The sequence below is a fragment of the Larkinella punicea genome (genome assembly GCF_003334855.1).
Taxonomy (GTDB): Bacteria; Bacteroidota; Bacteroidia; order Cytophagales; family Spirosomataceae; genus Larkinella; species Larkinella punicea.
Window position 1 is genome coordinate 1 of record NZ_QOWE01000013.1, and the last position, 18,166, is coordinate 18,166.

At 42.4% G+C, this 18,166-nt stretch carries 17 protein-coding genes; 11 read left to right on the plus strand and 6 right to left on the minus strand.

The annotated features are described in order from the left end of the window. Nucleotides 1-76: 76 nt before the first annotated feature. Together DUE52_RS16335 and DUE52_RS16340 are read left to right on the plus strand one after the other, a co-directional pair. Nucleotides 77-313, plus strand: a complete 237-nt coding sequence (locus DUE52_RS16335; protein WP_114407106.1) for a hypothetical protein — start codon at nt 77-79, stop codon at nt 311-313. Further along, nucleotides 310-1,707: an argonaute/piwi family protein gene (locus DUE52_RS16340; protein ID WP_114407107.1), complete on the plus strand. Its 1,398-nt coding sequence runs from the start codon at nt 310-312 to the stop codon at nt 1,705-1,707. The genes DUE52_RS16335 and DUE52_RS16340 overlap by 4 nt, the downstream gene beginning before the upstream one ends. On the opposite strand, the gene DUE52_RS16345 is transcribed toward DUE52_RS16340, so the two are convergent. Both DUE52_RS16345 and DUE52_RS16350 read right to left on the minus strand, forming a co-directional pair. Beyond that, on the minus strand, nt 1,700-3,325 hold the full coding sequence (locus tag DUE52_RS16345; RefSeq protein WP_114407108.1) for a recombinase family protein: 1,626 nt from the start codon (nt 3,323-3,325) through the stop codon (nt 1,700-1,702). The genes DUE52_RS16340 and DUE52_RS16345 overlap by 8 nt on opposite strands. Before the next feature lie 523 nt (nt 3,326-3,848). Beyond that, a complete protein-coding gene (locus DUE52_RS16350; RefSeq protein WP_114407109.1) occupies nt 3,849-4,217 on the minus strand; it encodes a hypothetical protein in 369 nt (122 codons plus the stop codon). A 340-nt stretch (nt 4,218-4,557) separates the two neighbouring features. On the opposite strand from DUE52_RS16350, the gene DUE52_RS16355 reads away from it, so the two are divergent. The 7 genes from DUE52_RS16355 (at nt 4,558) to DUE52_RS16385 (ending at nt 9,956) form a co-directional block, all read left to right on the plus strand. Beyond that, on the plus strand, nt 4,558-4,746 hold the full coding sequence (locus tag DUE52_RS16355; RefSeq protein WP_114407262.1) for a helix-turn-helix domain-containing protein: 189 nt from the start codon (nt 4,558-4,560) through the stop codon (nt 4,744-4,746). A 109-nt stretch (nt 4,747-4,855) separates the two neighbouring features. Then, a complete protein-coding gene (locus DUE52_RS16360) occupies nt 4,856-5,740 on the plus strand; it encodes a DUF8464 domain-containing protein (protein ID WP_229312192.1) in 885 nt (294 codons plus the stop codon). Nucleotides 5,741-5,753: 13 nt separating this feature from the next. Then, on the plus strand, nt 5,754-6,227 hold the full coding sequence (locus tag DUE52_RS16365) for a JAB domain-containing protein (RefSeq protein ID WP_114407111.1): 474 nt from the start codon (nt 5,754-5,756) through the stop codon (nt 6,225-6,227). 275 nt (nt 6,228-6,502) lie between these two features. Beyond that, entirely contained in the window at nt 6,503-7,396 is an 894-nt protein-coding gene (locus DUE52_RS16370) for an ArdC family protein (RefSeq protein WP_229312193.1), read from the plus strand. 213 nt (nt 7,397-7,609) lie between these two features. Then, nucleotides 7,610-7,819: a hypothetical protein gene (locus tag DUE52_RS16375; RefSeq protein WP_114407112.1), complete on the plus strand. Its 210-nt coding sequence runs from the start codon at nt 7,610-7,612 to the stop codon at nt 7,817-7,819. Nucleotides 7,820-8,031: 212 nt separating this feature from the next. Next, nucleotides 8,032-8,859, plus strand: a complete 828-nt coding sequence (locus tag DUE52_RS16380) for a gamma-glutamylcyclotransferase family protein (protein WP_114407113.1) — start codon at nt 8,032-8,034, stop codon at nt 8,857-8,859. After that, entirely contained in the window at nt 8,859-9,956 is a 1,098-nt protein-coding gene (locus DUE52_RS16385; protein WP_114407114.1) for a hypothetical protein, read from the plus strand. Before DUE52_RS16380 ends, DUE52_RS16385 begins: the two co-directional genes overlap by 1 nt. A gap of 83 nt (nt 9,957-10,039) precedes the next feature. On the opposite strand, the gene DUE52_RS16390 is transcribed toward DUE52_RS16385, so the two are convergent. Further along, nucleotides 10,040-10,438 (minus strand): hypothetical protein, encoded by a 399-nt coding sequence (locus DUE52_RS16390; RefSeq protein ID WP_114407115.1) that lies wholly within the window; start codon nt 10,436-10,438, stop codon nt 10,040-10,042. Beyond that, nucleotides 10,416-13,172: a MobF family relaxase gene (gene mobF, locus DUE52_RS16395; protein ID WP_114407116.1), complete on the minus strand. Its 2,757-nt coding sequence runs from the start codon at nt 13,170-13,172 to the stop codon at nt 10,416-10,418. Before mobF ends, DUE52_RS16390 begins: the two co-directional genes overlap by 23 nt. Nucleotides 13,173-13,534: 362 nt before the next feature. Here mobF and DUE52_RS16400 point away from each other — a divergent pair, with 362 nt between their 5' ends. Both DUE52_RS16400 and DUE52_RS16405 read left to right on the plus strand, forming a co-directional pair. After that, entirely contained in the window at nt 13,535-14,980 is a 1,446-nt protein-coding gene (locus tag DUE52_RS16400) for a UDP-N-acetylmuramoyl-L-alanyl-D-glutamate--2,6-diaminopimelate ligase (RefSeq protein ID WP_114407117.1), read from the plus strand. 1 nt (nt 14,981) lies between these two features. Further along, a complete protein-coding gene (locus tag DUE52_RS16405; protein WP_114407118.1) occupies nt 14,982-15,731 on the plus strand; it encodes a laccase domain-containing protein in 750 nt (249 codons plus the stop codon). A 13-nt stretch (nt 15,732-15,744) separates the two neighbouring features. Here the strand turns inward: DUE52_RS16405 and alr are convergent, their stop codons facing one another. Continuing rightward, nucleotides 15,745-16,845: an alanine racemase gene (alr, locus tag DUE52_RS16410; protein ID WP_114407119.1), complete on the minus strand. Its 1,101-nt coding sequence runs from the start codon at nt 16,843-16,845 to the stop codon at nt 15,745-15,747. Beyond that, the gene (gene murD, locus DUE52_RS16415) at nt 16,832-18,166 is read right to left on the minus strand and encodes a UDP-N-acetylmuramoyl-L-alanine--D-glutamate ligase (RefSeq protein ID WP_114407120.1); all 1,335 of its coding nucleotides are present in this window, start codon (nt 18,164-18,166) and stop codon (nt 16,832-16,834) included. Before murD ends, alr begins: the two co-directional genes overlap by 14 nt.

Below are 18,166 nucleotides of genomic sequence, written 5' to 3' on the forward strand. Positions count from 1 at the left end.
GCGAAAACGAACTAAAAAAGAAGAAAAAATAGGGTAATAGTTACCTTTGTCTACTCCTCAATACCACTTATCCACAGTGGCCCAGTTTGCATCGGCGCACACGGCCCAGTATCATCGGTATAGTCACTTTGTCAAGGAAGAAATGGCGAAACGGTTAAATGGCCCTTATAACGTCATTCTTGAAGCCTGGATACAAATTTTGTTTGGTGATGAAGTTAGTCAAGAAAAATCGTTTTATTCGTTTGGCGAACTGTCGGGTATCGACGCATCATTCACCATTAGTAAAGTTACTTCGTTTAGCCACTATTTATGAGAGAATTTCCAGGAAATAGTACGATTACAGAGCCAAAATTGCTGTTTAGCGCTCAAAATCCGGGAGCGGTCAGTATACATCCTCTGGAGGGTTTGCTTAGCTTCGGTCCATTTAGTCAGAATCTAGGAGGCCATGAATTTTTAGAAACGATACGGATCGTGGCTATTTATCCGGAAGGTTATTATTCCATCATCAAAAATTTGGTCACTGAATTAAACAGCAGTCAACAACCGGTTGAGCGAAAAAATTACTTGAAATCCTACCCCGGATTTAAATCCGTCTTCAAAAAGTCGTTAGAACTTCTAGATGAACAAAGTTGTGTCAGCCTTCCCGTTGACTTAATTAAAAGTAGCCACTTACCCCATGTTCAACTAAGTGAGGCTATAGTAAAAGCGATCCGCCAAATTAATAAGATCGTAATAGAGTTTGACGTGCTCTATATCTATTTACCAGAACTGTGGAATTCCGGGTTTCAAAATGCAGAAGAAGGTTTCGACTTGCATGATTATCTCAAAGCAGTCACCGCCAGCTTTCGCATACCCACCCAAATAATTCGGGAAAGTAGCGCTATAAAATACAAGTGTCGGTGTAGTGTTGCCTGGCGTTTGTCCATTGCTACCTATGTAAAGTCAGGTGGAATCCCTTGGCGATTAAGCACCTATGATGAAGAGACTGCCGTAATCGGGTTAAGTTATGCCTTGAAAGTGGATGCGACCACGGATAAACCTCAATACCTGACGTGCTGTAGTCAGGTATTTGATTCGGACGGTACAGGATTGGAATTTATTGCTTATCAGGCCGACGAGTATACCACCCAAGGCGAAAATCCTTTTCTGAGCCGGTATGAAATGCGTCGGGTGATGCAACGCAGTCTACAACTTTACCTAAATAGGCATCCAGGCCGGACACTTAAGCGAATTATTATCCATAAAACTACCCCATTTAAAGCGGATGAAATAGAGGGTTGTTTTGATGCGTTCCCTAATACGCAAGTAGAATTATTACAGGTCAAGCAAAGCACACCTTGGAAAGCGATTAAATTTGATTATCCCAAACGTGTCTCAAATTTCCCCGTCAATCGAGGTACTTTCCTCCAAATAGCATCGAATGAAATCCTTCTTTGGACGCAAGGCCTAATGCAATTAGATAATCGTAGCTACTATAAGGAAGCAAAAGGTATCCCAAGTCCTTTACATATCGTCCAGTTTGCAGGTTCTGATAGCTGGTATGAACACTGTAATATTATTCTGGGCTTAACCAAGATGAACTGGAATCACGACGCAATCTATGATCGATTACCGGTAACATTAGGTTACGCTACTACTTTAGCGAGTACACTAAAAAGCCTACCCAAGTTTGGGAACCGGCCTTATGAGTTCAAATTCTTTATGTAGGGTAGAGGAATTGTTGACTATAGAGAGTATCAACAATTAATAACCGTGTATCTTGATCGGTTCGCAATGTATCCACCAAGGACAGCCATTCTTGTTCATTGGTACAATTGATGAACTGGTCGAACGGTTTTCTCAAGGAAAAACAAAGAGTTCGACCGTTTAGCGACAGGTTCGCAAATACGAAATTTATGAGTTTACGCTTTTGCTCAACACTCGAAAGGATGAATAACTCATGGGCTTGTGAAGACAAGGATACCAGAGAAATCAACGAGTTCTTGAAGCTATCATCTCCCTCACGATTCGCAGCAATGTGATTCTCTACATCCATCTGTTGGCTACGCAAACTGGACTTCTTCGTCTCAAAATCGTGGCGGTCGATGGTGCCATCCAGCAATAAATCCATCAGCACATCCAGTCGATTTTGAAGCATCGCGTGTTCTCGCTGCAATTCACCCACCTGGCGACGCAAAAAAGCCCGTTCAGCTTGATCAGTTTCACGAATGTACGCCAGCACCTTGACCAATGTATCTGCCGGAATCTGTATCCGTTTTAAGACCTGCTCAACCTGCGCTAAAATTTCCTCCTCACGAACCCATAGCAATTTAGCTGGATCGGTTGGATTGCTACAGCGCAAGTATGTCCATTGAGCCGTCTCACCGCTGACATAGGTTTTCTTTTTGGTATCGGCTGTAACCATTCGGCCTGTCGTAGCGCAGGTTAACAAGCCACGGAAAACATATTCTTTGCCCGCCCATTGGAACGGCTTTTTGTGCCAGCCTTGCAAAACAGCTTGGCACTGGTCAAACAGAGTCTTGGAAATAAGGGGTGGATACCGATGGTCATGAAGCTGACCTTTAACCATCATCCGGCCATAGTAAAACGGATTGGTAATAAGCTGGTGAAGTTGGGATTTTGTGAGATAGCCTTTATTCCCAAACCGGGTTTTAAGTCCCCAACTAATCGTTTGGTTACGGATCTCCGATAACGTGCTTGCGCCAGCAGCGTAGGTTTCAAACAATCGGCGAACCAATAATGCTCGATCAGGGTCAACAATAACATCTCCCCGTCCACGACTATCTTTGACGTTCAAATAGCCCAAAGGGGCCAATGAAATGCACTCACCTTGTCTAATTTTGTGATCGATAGAACGTTTGACATTGTCGCGCAGACTATCGACATAGGACTGCGCCATGATCACACCCATCGACCACATCAGCCGTTCCTGACTGACTGAATTTTTGTGGATGATATAATTTTCCGAATTGAAATGGAGTTCGATTTTCCCGTCTTGGATCAGCGCATCCAGCATGGGATATTCTTTAAACGAACGCTGAACGCGATCCACTTTGTCGGCGACAATGGCAATGGGTTCACGATGGCTTTTGACAAATTTGATCATCGCCATAAACTGTTTGCGATCTCCCTGTGTGGATGATTCCACTAGCTCAAAGACTTTCAATACGTTTAGTCCGCGCCGTTCACAATAAAGTTGCAAACGATGTTTCTGGGCTTCGATAGAATAGCCTTCCTCTTGTTCTTTCGAAGATACGCGTGTCAGAATAACAGCTTTGGTGGCTGTCGTTATACGTTGACCAAGATCGACTATTCTTCGGCTCATAGGCTAATCCTATGGATTTTGGCTCTTGATTTCAAGTAATAATTGACAAAAGCCAATCAGATTACGGGCCGTTTCATGAGCTTCCTGTTCGGATAGTACGCCCTGATAAAGTTCATGCATGTGCTTAACAATGCCCTGATAGGCATCGCTTTCAGCACAGGTTTGACTGGTTGACTCGGTAGGTTTTATGGCGGCCACTCAAACAATTTATTAGGAATGTATTCTTAATCAATACATGAGTTTTGGGCGAAAATGCTTCGAATACGTAGATGGTTAAGTTCGGTATCAAATGAATAAAGGCCATTATCCAGACAGGGGCTGGACCTACTATCTGAATTAAAAGAGCTGAATGGCCACCGTGAGCATGTTTTTCCAGGCTTGCCAAGGCCACGCAAACCAATGAGCAAGGGGACAATCTTAGTAGTTTTGAAACGCACGGGATATTGCAATTGAATGACCGGGCAGGGGCTCTGGTCACTAGCCTTGAGCTTATTTAACATTAGACCTCACCGCTAAAGCGTAGTCACGTCTTCCTCTTTAAAGTGGGGTCTATCTCCGGCTCGGGCTCATCCCATTGCAGGGTACAGCGTCGATAATAGTCAACCGTTTGTTCAAAGCGAGGGTCTTCCCCTTGCACAAAGAACGTATACAACCGATCAACAATGGTCTTCATGAGGATCTTCATGTCGGCATCATTGATTTTAGAGGCCTGATCCCAGGACAGCTCCGTGCCGTTTGCGTCGATGATCCTGACGTCAGAATAATCACCCGTGTGGGTAATCGGAACGATGCCAGCGTGCATATCTTCAAGCATCGTGTTTCTGACACACATCGCGGTGAGTATCTTGGCCATGTTGGCCGCAGCTTTTCGTTCGATGTCCGGGTTGGTCATCAGAGAACCTCTTTGTTCGTGATGCACAGATTAACGCTGGCCCATTATAGTCAGAAGAACAGAAAGAAACAGCCTCTTTGCAACGGAGCTTACGCGTGAGGCTGATAGCAATAAACTCAAAACGCTTGTGGTTTGCCTGCATCCATTCACGCCAATTATGTCCTGTCAACTACTTTAAAATCTGATCATTAACTTTAATGGGATCGCCAATTTCTTATCGCTCATTAATAGGATGAACTTCCTATTGACTGGGCATATCCTCCTATTATACCATGAATATATTCCTATGAAGCACACGGTCGTGTGAAAGGGAAACTGATTCTTGACCAAGGAGAAGTTTATGCAGACGAACAACGAACCTCTGCTGGATAGAAAGGCTGCCGCCGAATATCTCCGTGTTGCAGTCGGCACATTGGCAGTATGGGATTGCACCAAACGCTACGACCTCAACCCCATCAAAATAGGACGCGCTGTCCGCTACCGCCGTTCTGATCTGGATAAATTCATCGAACAGCAACTTAGGCGGTAAAAAACAGGAAACGGATCGTTCGGCAAAAACGATCCGTTTCTCTCTGCTTACTATCACATCATTTTCCGAGGGGATCGCAATGAATATAGAACATGCGAATATGATAGCTATGTCCGAAATTCTGGGCAAGTTGAATAGTCAACCCAAACGCACAAACAACAATAAGGCGTGGTATCTGTCACCGTTACGACAGGAGAAAACGGCCAGCTTTCAAGTCGATACAAAAACCAATCGCTGGCATGATTTCGGGGAAGGGATCGGTGGTGATCTGGTTGATTTTGCCTGTGCCTATCTAAGATCAACTAACGAAGCCAATACGGTATCTGACGCTTTGCGCTGGATTAAAAATATGGGCGTTGCGCCTTACGAAATCGCCCCCGTTTATGCCAATACGAATGACGTTACAAAGTCTGATTCTGCTTTGATCCTGAAAACGAAGAAGCCTATTCAGCATATCGGTCTGATCCATTACCTCGAAAAGCGGGGTATTCCACTTCATATTGCGCATCAACATCTGAAAGAAATCCGCCTTCACAATACGCGAACGAAGAAAAATTTCACAGCCCTGGGCTTTCGCAATGAGGAGGGCGGGTTTGAACTGAGAAACTCGTTTTTCAAAGGCTGTCTGGGTTCCAAAGCTATTACGTTTATACGGGGACGTAATCCAAAGCCGGACAGCATCCATTTGTTTGAAGGCTTCATGGATTACCTATCCGCCATCAGTCAGTTAAACAGTAGAAGTTTCAAGGGGGATACGATTGTCTTGAATTCGCTTTCCTGTCTGAAACAGGCCATCCCCTACATGCAAAATTACGGCTACCGCGTCGCTTATAGCTGGATGGATAACGACAGGGCCGGAGAAAAAGCCACTGTCGCTCTATCGGAATTCTTTCAAACGGAAGCCGACTTAAAACATACGCCCATGAATAAAGTCTATGCCCCGCACAAGGATGTCAATGCGTGGCACATGCACCAACACAAGCTGACTTTGTGAAGGGAGCAGGCATATGGCGCAACACCATATTCAGTCCCTGTTCAAGGTCAATGAAGTGGAGATCGTTTACAAGAACCCGATTCCGTATCTGGAGCGGATTCAAGTGACCAGTTCGGTTACCGCTTACGATATTCTGCGCCATGCTTGGGACGAAAACCGGCTGGAACTGGTCGAACAGTTTAAAATCCTGTTGCTCGACCAGCAGAACAATTGCCTGGCCATTTCCGACATCGCGACCGGCGGCATGACGGCCTGCCTCGCCGATCCGAAAGTCATTTTTGCCACCGCGTTAAAATCCAAAGCCTGCGCCATCATTCTGGCTCACAATCATCCCAGCGGCAATCTGCAACCCTCCGAGGCCGATAAGACGCTCACCCGCAAGATCAAAGAGGGCGGCAAACTGCTGGATATTACCGTGCTCGATCACCTGATCATTACCTCTCACGCCTACCGCTCGTTCGCCGATGAGGGGCTGATGCCAGGTTGACCGCACTTTTTTTGACTCACTGAAACCGGCCTTGCCGCTTTGTTATCAGGTTCACCCTCACATGCATCAGGTTTGAGGACGGGACTGTACCCGGCATCGCTCATTCCACCAGCAAGAATTTTCGCCTGCGTTACGCTTTCCCCGCCCGACCAAAATTCTTGCTGGCTCATGTCTCTTGCAAGCCGGGTGTAACCATCCCCGTAACCCTGAACCGTATGGAGCAGACCATGACAACTATCCAATCCCGTACACATCGCAACAGAAAGGAAACAGCCTTGACCCCTGACACCCTCCCACAAAACGACATTTACGCCCGCGTGACGGCCAAGATCATGACCGATCTGGAAAACGGTAATCTCACATGGCGTAAACCCTGGCACTCCGAGCATTTTTCCGGTCAGGTTATGCGTCCCCTTCGCTGGAATGACATTCCCTATAGCGGCATCAATACGCTGATGCTGTGGGGAACGGCAGCCGAACAGGGCTACACCTCTCCGTACTGGATGACGTTCAAACAGGCGATTGAATTGAAAGCCAATGTTCGCAAAGGCGAGAAGGGAACGCAAGTGGTCTATGCCGATAAATTCGTCAAGGAAGAACAGAACACCAAAGGCGAAACCGTGACCAGTCAGGTGCCTTTTCTTAAAACGTATGTGGTGTTCAACGCGTCGCAGATCGACGGTTTAGCCGATGGCTTTTATAAAACGCCCGAACCGGCTGTAACCAACCCGCAACAACGTAATCAGGAACTTGAAACTTTCTTTGCCCAGACCAAAGCTGATATTTACACTGGAAGCTGTGCCACCTATTCCGTTACGACCGACCGCGTACAGATGCCGCCGTTTGAAAGCTTTGCCAGTCCGAATGATTTCTATGCCATTTTGGCCCATGAAATTTGCCATTGGACACGCCATCCTAAGCGTCTGGATCGGGATTTGGGCCGTAAAACGTACGGCGATGAAGGCTATGCCAAAGAAGAATTGGTGGCTGAACTCGGAGCCTGTTTCCTGGCGGCTGATCTGGGCTTTGAGCCGATGCCGGAAACCAAACATGCCGCTTACCTGCAATCCTGGCTGAAAGCGTTGAACGATGACAAACGCTTTATCTTCTCAGCCGCATCCCACGCGCAGAAAGCCGTTGAATACATTCATGCGCTGCAATTGGCCTGAGGGAAGGTTTTTCTGTGCCTAAACTGACGCGTTGGCTGCATCTTCAACTCCTTTGTTTGTCGGTTGATGGGTGATGTCAGCATAATCTCATAGCCCGTGATGGCGCTTATCCCTCGTTTTTACGGTGTAAAAACGATCTACGACTTCGGGGAGCTGGCACGGCCTATTGCGCTTTGTCCGCTTCCATCATCAACAACAACCAAAGGAGATCTGATGATGACGATACAAACTGAAACCACGTCTAAAAAACCAACTCATTCTGTCTATATTCTGAAACCGAAAGCCGACTCCGACCAATCGGACTGGATCAAAGTCGGTAGCGCGTGGGAGCACGGCGATAAAGCTGGACTGAATCTGTCTCTCACTATCCTGGGCCAGAACGTTCCGGTCATTGTCCGTAAGAACAAACCGAAAGCCGATTAAATCAGCAGGCCGGATGGGTATATACCCATCCGGCTTTCTCTTTGCTAAATTCAAATGAAAAAACCTTCATTTCCGAAGTTGAAGAGTTTGGTGAATTGCTAACTGATAGCACTAAAGTGTAAGGTGTAACGAGAAAACTCTAATAAAATACGGGAAATCTCCCGTTTGGGATACCGAATACATAAGCTATTTTTGGGTAAATACACCATCAAATGAGCCAATCCCAAATTTTATACTTTGCCTACGGCCCAAATATGCTGACTACTCGGCTTCAAAAGTTTGTATCTTCAGCAGAACCATTTAAAAAGGCTTATCTGGAAGATTTCCGGGTAGTTTTCAACAAAAAAAGTCGCGATCAATCCGCTCAAGTAAACATACAGGCTGCAAAAGGAGAGAGGGTTGAGGGTATGTTATTCAGCATCAATGATGCTGAGTTGCCATCTTTAGATAAAGCTGAGAAGGGCTATCGACGTAAAAAGGTCTTAGTTATCGACGAAGCGGGCAAGCAGCAAAAAGCTTTGACCTACATCAGCAAGAGCATTTATGCTGATACAAATCAACAGCCATTTAATTGGTATAAATCATTGATGATTGCCGGTAGTCAGGAACATAAGGTGCGGCTAGACCCCACTATCCCCAACGCGCTTTTCGATTTGAATTTGGAACGAACTACCGAAAACCTAAGCGTCCTACCGCAGGCGACTATAGCAGCAATGGCAGCTCAGCCAACTGCAATATCGGTAAGCTTTGATAGCACAATTAGTGTAAATGGTGGGGCGGGACAGACCTTTTTCGGTTCGACAAAAGTGGGCAATAACACTGTAAATACTGCCTTTACAGTGAATCCTGGTGATTTTCTATTTGTGTCATTTGTGATAAAGGCAACGAACGGAACCAAGTTTACAATCACCTATTCATGTAAAAACACAGCTACTGGAGCACAATTCACTGATCAGGACATACCCCCACATCCATCACCTATATCAGATACAGTCAAATCAGGTGGACAAGCAGGTGTACAAATCAAACTCGTTTTTTGATGAAACATAGCGTATTGGTTTTCGCTTTATTATGGTCTGGAACATTAGCCGCCCAATCATGGTACGATGATGGTAATGGAAACGGATTTGCCATCGCTGGCGGTCAGGGCCAAGGTACGTTAGTGAGTGGGAACGCGAACGTGGCAGATAAGAGCATAACGCTATCAGTTTTCAGCCGACTTAATGCCTTGACTGCAAAACCACCAGTTAAAATAAATCCAAATGGCCCACCTCCCGGAATAAATCAACCAAAACCCGATCTTGCCACCTTGTTCAAAGAGCCAATCACTATATATGGTTTGGGTATTTCCATTAAAGGCAAGTCAGAAAATGAATTAGGCTCATTATTCTCAACTGGAGCGTTCACACCCTCAACAACGATAAGCGGATACTTGGTCAGAAACAATTTTGCTATGGTCAGTACCGGAACAGCATTAAGAAGTTCTGTTATTGGTATTCGGTATACCAATAGTGCCTATCGCTTTGCGGATTTTTCCAAGCCTTTTGGCAGCCAGTTAAGCGATCTTACGCCATTCGATGGATGGTCGTTTACCTTCGCTCACAACTTTATAAGGCCGTTTAAACCAGACGGTGACGCTACGAATATCGATGGCAGTTGGTTTGGTGGTGTTTCCCTCTCAGTCGAGCGCAAAAACAATTTCTCATCACTGCCGACAGCCGAAATAAAAACATCCCGAGTTGTGCAAAACAAAGTTGGGGGTGATACAACCCGAGTTGCCACAGTGGAAGACAAAAATGGCTATAGTTACGCAGTTCCAACGGAAATAAAGCCTTATAAAACGTTTTGGGACATACGTCTTCAGGGCAATATTGGATTAATACCTACAGGTGCCCGAACCTCATTGCGACTTTATCCATCAGTGGTTTTGCGTGATTCGAAAACGTTATTCAACGTGGGTTTAGGCGCTTACTTTCTTAAAGAAGGAGAACCAACAATATCAATTGCCGGTCTATTTTTTGAATGGAATGATATAAGAAATAGTACCGAATCGAAGGACCCGTTCCTGCAACGGACATTCACGGTAGGCATAGTTGCCTCTCTTAACATACTTACAGGCGAAGCAAGGCCTAAGTGACTTAGCCATGTGTATGACTATTAGTAAAATTTTTTAGGATTTCTATGGAATTATGTGCACACTTAATCCCCGCAACTTCCCCACTATTCGCTTTTGACCAGAATTTCAGTCACAAAACTATCCTGTGTTTGCCCATCAACAGAATAGCGCGGATGATTGGCTGTAACGGTTTTCGGAATATGATTCAGCAACAGATCGAACAGCAGTCCCAGATGGTAGCCTTTCAGCGTGACGATCTGTCCACTGAAATAAAGCAACATCATATTTAACGGATCGCTCAAAACCAAATCGACTGAGACCAGATAGGCGTAATTGAAAAACGCCTTGCGCCCATCTTCCCAGACAAAGCAGACATTTCTAACCGGACTGTCATCCTCATGCAGGTATAGGCGATCGGCGGTATCCACTCGCGGGCTGTCCATTTCCAAATCGTCTTTCGCCGGTTGGTCGAAGTTTGATTTAAAGTGTTGGACGTGGGGCATAAGGTTTCGGCTTTCGCTGAACAGGTTTTACCACGGGCTCTTGTTCTCGTCTGGTTTTTAGGGTCGTTGTAACCGGCGGTCTGACCCGCACCAGATGTTCCGCCGTTTTCCGGTTTTCTTTTTTACGTTGCACCAGTTCCAACGCCGACAGGCGATCACCCAATTTTGAGGCAGTCGCCAGTAAAGCGGCTGGATCGTCGGTATAGATATGCACCGCATCCCGTGCCCGTGACACCGACACATAGAACTGGTTTAGATTGGTGGCGGCAAACGTGCTGGCCGGTTGCGCTATAAACACCTCATCCACTGTTTTGCCTTGTGCGGCATGGGACGTGATGCAATGGGCGTAGGCCAAATGCCCAAAGCTGTTTGGCAGTGTATAATTGACCTGGCTGATCCGGTTGCGCAGCCGTATCGTACCGTTCTTGTCAACGGCCACCACGTCCAAAATCTGGCCGTTATTCAGCCGCTTTCTGTTGTTATCAAGACCGTTGCGGGTGATCCGGATGGTATCGCCTTTAGCCAGGTTAATTTCTGCTTGCCGGTACACGTCGAATTGCTGCGTCCGGTCAAGCGGAAGTGAGATTGGTCTGTTGGAACCCGCTGCAATTCTGACGTCGGTATCGGTGTGCGATACCACCGACCAGCGCGAACCGCGTTCGATGCCCGGTACGTTCTGGTTGAACTGGATAATCTGACCGGTTCGGTAATTGCGGCAATCACTTTTTTCAGCCTCAGTCATATTGGTATTGACCAATTGCAGGGCCGGGGATTCCGTTTTTTTAATCCGGCCAGTCTGCCGCAGTTGGTCCCGAATGGCCTGGGTCACCAGCTCGCCCTGATGATGCGTCGGAGAAATGACTAAGGCCGTTTTGCCGCGCTGTAGGGTGGTAACGTACTCAACCGCCAGTCTCGCAAACGGGTTGGCCGGATCAACCGTCTTCATAGCGCCCATTTTATGTAGCGTTGCAAATGCCGTTTTCACATCGCCTTGTGAGAGGGCTTGCACGGCCTGACGGTAATCAAGATCACGTTGTCGGAATATCCGACTGGTTTCGGCGGACTTGATACCGGCGACCGTATTGAGAATCCGCAGCGCGTCCCCGCGCACGACGCTGGTATGTTGCCTGGTATCTCCGCTTAAAATCAGCCGCGCGTTCTTACTGGTGACGAGACGCAACAGGGCGGTCATATCGGCGGTGTTCAATAAACCCGCTTCATCCACCCACAAAACGCCATCTTTCAGCCTGTTTTGCAAATCGGTGGAGGCTAAGAGTTTGGCGACGGTTTCGGCCTCCGTAAATCCTTCCTCCCGCAACACACCCCGTGCCGCTTGTGCAGTCGGGGCCACGACTGTTACAGCTCGACCTGTCCGCTCGATCCGATGAATGGCTTCTTTCATCAGGGTTGTTTTACCCGTGCCTGCTTTCCCACGAATAATCGACAGGCGGTTGGCCGTCGTTAGCACATGCCGAACTGCTTCCGCCTGTTCCCCGTCCAATGTTATCGGTGGCGCATCCTTATAGAGTGGCTGCAATGTACCTTGTCCTTGTCGGGCGAGCTGCACCATGCGCCGTTCCTCGGCCAGGACCTCTTTCGTCGTGCAGAGTGTTTTGGCCCCGTCCTTGATTTTGAGTATCCGATGGTCACGGCCAAAAGACTCCGTGATCTGATCGAGTTTTACCGATAGGTTACCGATACTATGCCGGTAAGCGGTTTCAAGAATGCGTCTATCCGGCATGACGGAGGCCCGTTCAAACCGCAATTGCAGCGCATGTTCAACGCAATGCTTAGGTGTCAGGGCAGGCGGCTCTTTGACCGGGGCAAAGCGGATCGGCTGATCGCCTTCACCCTTGTCATTCATCCCCATGGCAAGAATCTGCTTGCGCCATGCCTGTTTGAGTTGGGTCATGGTCAGACCTTTTTGCTTTTTGGCGCGGGTTCGTGCTCCCAAAGCATCCAGTTCAGAGGCATCAGTAATACCCAGTTCGTTGGCTATCTGGCCAATCTCATTCGTGCGCTTGGAAAACAGATCCATGATGCGTTCAGGCATACCCGCGATTTCAAAGGCTGTATCCGTTCGCCGGATGCAATAGCCCAGAGAAATCAATTTATCCGACAGGATTTTGTGAAACCGCGCCTGATAGTAGGGCATGTCTCGCTTAATATCCCGAAACTGTCCGGCTTTGAATTGGTTCTCAACCGCGTCCCAAGTCACGTTAAATACAAAAGAATGGCAGTGCAAATGCGGGTCTGGTACAATTCCATCAACAGGCCGCGCGGTCTGATGAATAAAATCGGCCCAGACCAGTTCACCCGTCAGCCGGTCTTCATCCTGGCCGTTTTTTCTAACCCGCGTTTGAGCATCCCTCTCAATGTCCAACATGGTTTGCTGAACGCTGGCCTGAAACGCATCCAGAATATGACTTTCATCCGTCAGCGCATGGAGGATGGAAACGGATTTTGGGCAGTGGAAATTTATATCGTAACCGACGGTGCGATTATCTTTTTTTCGCGGAGTAAGCGATTTCCCCGTAATCGGATTAATGTGTTCGCAGAGGGCGTGAAAGGTATTTTTAGTAACCGGCCCTTGAATCCCCAGACGAGCCGCAATTCGGCCATGCAAACGACCAGGCTGTTCCTGCCCGTTGAGATAATAGTCCGACTGGCGCAACGAGGAGTTAAAATAACGTCGGGCTTGACCGGCAGCACTGCTTTGAATCATGCGTATCATGCCTGATTTTATACAGGACAAATCGAGCGACGAGGGTCAGAAGATGAAGTTGTTAAAGCCAGTGAATGAGACAAAAACCAGATCGATAAGACAAGTGACTGAAAGACAGACTGTTATGATAGGTGTCAGACATCTTCCCTAAGCTTTGTTAATACATTCATCCCTAAAGAAATGCACAAGACAAATGGCAGAACTTCATTTACATGAAAATGCTACTATAACAAGATCTTAATAAAATTATGGGAAAGAAATCTAACAAATCGATAGTTGATTGAATACGATTATTGAAGTAAATTGCAAATTATTACCTTTGATCAATCAAACGGAATTAAGTACTACTAACTAACAAGCATACATATATCATGATTTTGTCAAAAATATTAGCGGGTTTGGAATATGAATTAATTCAAGGTGATTTAAACACAGAAATACAATCAATAAACTATGACTCAAGAGGGAATTTAAAAGATGGATTGTTTATAGCTATTATTGGCTTTAGAACAGATGGACACTCGTTCATTTTAAATGCTTTAGCAAATGGTGCCAAAGCAGTAATTATTGAGCAAGATATACCTGCCTTACCAACTGGTCTAACGATTGTAAAATTAAAGAGCTCAAGAAAGGCTTTAAGTTTAATTGCGGCAAACTTTTACGAGAACCCAACAAAAAAAGTTAAATTAATTGCAATTACCGGTACTAATGGCAAAACCAGTGTTTCTTATATAATAAGCTCATTACTACAGTCACTTGGCTATAAAATAGGAGTTATTGGTACAAATGGTATTCGAATAAATGATCATCTGTTAGAAGATGTAAATAAAACAACACCAACAACGCCCGAGTCATTAGATATTCAACATATAATAAATAAAATGTCTCTTGAGAATGTTGAAATTGTAATAATGGAAGCATCATCAATGGCACTAAAGCTTGGTCGTTTGGATAACTGTGAAATTAGTACTGGAGTTTTTACAAACTTATCTCATGAACATTTAGATGACCATGGAACTTTCGAAGATTATAAAAACTCGAAGAAAATTTTATTCGACCTGACTTCATATGGAATCATAAACGCTGATGATCCATATTTTGAAGATTTTAATAGGCAATCAGCAAAAATTATTTCCTTTGGGCTCGATACTAAAGCTGATTTAAACGGTAATAATGTAAAATTGTTGGCTGACTCTACAGAGCTTAAAATCTCATACATTGATCAAGTAATACAGTGTTCGATACCTTTACCTGGTAGATTTAATATTTATAACACATTAGCGGCAATAGGAGCTTGTTTAAGCATAGGAATAGATTTCGGTGATATTATTAATAAAATTAAATTTATTAAACCTATTGACGGAAGGACAGAGAATATAAAAAATGATAGGAATTTAAAAATAATTATAGATTATGCGCATACTCCAAATGCTTTGAAAAATGTAATGGAAACTTTAAAAGCAATAACAATAGGAAGATTAATTACTGTCTTTGGATGTGGAGGTAATAGAGATAAAGAAAAAAGACCAAAAATGGGTAATATTGCTACGCAAATTGCAGATTATGTCATTTTAACTAATGATAACCCTCGGTATGAAGACCCTAAAATAATAGTAAATGAAATTATTAATGGAATTACAACTGAAAATTATAAAATAATTTTAGATAGAAAGGAGGCGATTAATACCGCTTTAGAAATGGCTCAAGAAGATGATATAATATTAATTGCAGGCAAAGGAAGTGAAGAATATCAAACAGTTCAAGGTGTAAATATTCCTTTTAGTGATAAGCAAACAGTGTTAGACTATCTAAAATGATATGGATATCATTAAATTTGATTTAGGCTTGCATGTTCATAACGCAGTAGATGTGTCTATACCGCAAAAAAACTATTTTCTAAAGTATGGCGAAGACGGAATTATAAACCAAAAACTTTTTTTTGACTTCCTGAACATAAGTGAAAACTTTAAAGATAGGGTAGTGGTAGCTAACGCGTTTTCAACGGAAATACTACATATAGAAGATAAGGCATATTCTGGCTATACCGGCAATTTTAGTAACTGCAACAAATATGATGGTGTAATTACTCAAATAAGAAGATTAGCATTGTTTACAGTTTTTGGTGACTGCCCACAGCTTATTGTGGTAGGAAAAAAAACAATAGCTCTATTACATGCTTCAAGAAAAACAATTGATGATAATATCATTTTCGTCTTCTTTGAGAAATTTAAGAAATTTGAAAATGCAGAAGATATTAAAGTTGCTATATCACCTTATATCACAGAAAAATATTTCACACATGAATATTTAAATTTAAAACGCGGAGTAAACTGGAAAAAACATATAGCTATAAAAGATAACCTATATTTAATTGATTTAGCAAGTATGATAAAAGAAGACCTTAAGAGTGTAGGTATAAATGAGGAGAACTTTATTAACCTTAAAATAGATACCTGGGAGTTATCAGAAAAATCTGTAGAAAAATTAGGTTGTTCTGTATCTCACCGCTATGCTGTAACGTTCGACAGAAAAGAAGGTAGAGGTGGAATGATGGTAATGCTAAAATAATATTTGAATAACTTTAACTGAATACTCTCGGAATAGATGAGTTGATATTAACCATTAAATCAGAATTAATTGTATTTAAATTATTTGCATGATCATCAAAGGTCAGTTGATTATTATTAGAAGCTCCAACTATTATTACCTTAGCAAAAGTTATGATATTTTTAATATGACTTACATCAACCATAAAATAATTCATGCAAATGCTTCCTATAATACTACACAGCGAATCTTGTATAATTACCTTGCCAATATTAGATAACCCTCTTGGGATACCATCAGCAAACCCAATTGGAACAGTTGCGATTACCTTATCGCTATCCGCGACATATGATTCATTGTAACCTACAATTTCCCCTTTATAAATTTTCTTTAAGCGGAAGATAAAAGAAGAAATACTAAGTATGGGCTTGATATTGATCGAACTACTACTAAATGAAGGAGGAAAATAGCCATATAATAATACTCCAACTCTGTAATAATTGCAAAAGCTAAAAATTGGTAAAGTTAAAAGGCTTTGGCTACTTTCTAAATGAATTTTATTTACAAAAATGCCTGATTTTTTTAAAATTTTCAATACTCCTTTAAATGCATCCACTTGCTTGATAATTAAACTTGAATTTCTTACAGAAGCAAAATGCGAGTAAACCCCTACGATATTAATTATACCCAGATGATGTAGCTCGATGATCCTTTTTATAGATTCAATTTTATATATTCCTGTTCTATTCATGCCAGTCTCAAGTTTCAAATGAATATTAATAGGAGTTAATCTGAATTTATTATCTAACAATTCTACTTGCTCATTTGTACTAATTGAAAATTCTAACGTTTCACAGTAAGTATTACTCCAATCTTCTGGACCGGAATAATTCATAATTAAAATAGGTAGAGTTATTCCATTTTTTCTTAAAGCAAAAGCTTCAGGATAATCATTTACAGCCAACTGATCAACGCTATTTTTTTGAAGTATTTCTGAAAACTTTATAATATCGTGGCCATATGCATTTGATTTAACAATAGCAATCAATTTTCTATTATAACCAAAAGAATGCTGAATATTCCGAATGTTATACTCAATATCAGTGATACTTACAGATATTTCACATCGATTCATAACCTTTTTGTTCTAAATATTCTGCAACTAATTTTTTAAAAAGATTACCTCTAACTTTATGGTCTACAAACATATCTTTACTATTTGCAGCAGGTGAAAAAAGTATATTATCTGTATTTGTAGCTAAATCGCTTGCTTGTTGTACAGCATCAGCTAATGAATTACATATTTTAAAATTTTCATATTTAATATTGTAAAAGTTATCTTGTAATTTGCTTTTTGTTTCGCCAATAATAAATACGAATTTTACTTTGTCTTTTATTTTATTTGAAAGATAAAAATAATCACAATTTTTATCATCTTTGCCACCAGTAATTAATATTATATCTTCTAAACAGTTAAGCGCATGTATCGTTGAATGTTCATTAGTCGATTTTGAGTCGTTATAAAAATTTATTTTCTCTATTCGTCCACAAAGCTCAATCGCATGCTCCAATCCTTTAAAATCTTTTATAGTTTTAGATAAAATAGTTGAATTTATACTATATATATTTCCAACTATCAAAGCAGCTAAACTATTATCTACTAAACCGGCTTGAACATCTTTCTTTTTACAAATTTTCAATTCGTTACCGTCTTTTACAGTAACCAGATAATTTTCTTTATCTATATAAGATCCATCAAATATAGTTTTAGTTGTACTAAAATACATTTTCTTTGCGTTGCTTTCTTGAAATAGAGCATAACTAACTTGATCATCTAAGTTGAGCACGATTGTGTCTTCTATGGTTTGATTTTTCGATATGTTTTTTTTAAATGTAATATATTCCTCAAAAGAATTATAAAAATTAAGGTGCTCTGGCTTTAAATTAGTTACAACACTTATTTTTGGGTGAAACTTATCTATAAGGGATAATTGAGCACAACTTGTCTCAAGAATAACTTTGTAATCCAGAGGTATATCGAGCACAAGCTCAGCAAAAGGTATACCAATATTTCCTAAAACAATACTTTTAAATCCAGCATTCTCTAAAACTTTAGCAATTAATGTGCATGTTGTACCTTTTCCGTTAGTACCTGTAACTGCAATAATCTCGTGTTTTGAAAAGTAAGCACTAAATTCTAATTCACTAATAACAGGTATATTATTTGATTGAAAGTATTTTATTATATGATGATCTAATTTAAAGCCAGGGCTCACAATAATTTTATCGAAACTAATATCCTTATACTCTAAACCTGTTATTTTTATATTAGTTTCTTTATTCTCAATATCTACGTTATCTTCCTCGTAAATATATACTTTTACCCCTACGCGGCTACATAATTTAGCAACAGCTTTACCTGTTCTAGCAAAACCGAGAATTAGAATTTGATCCAT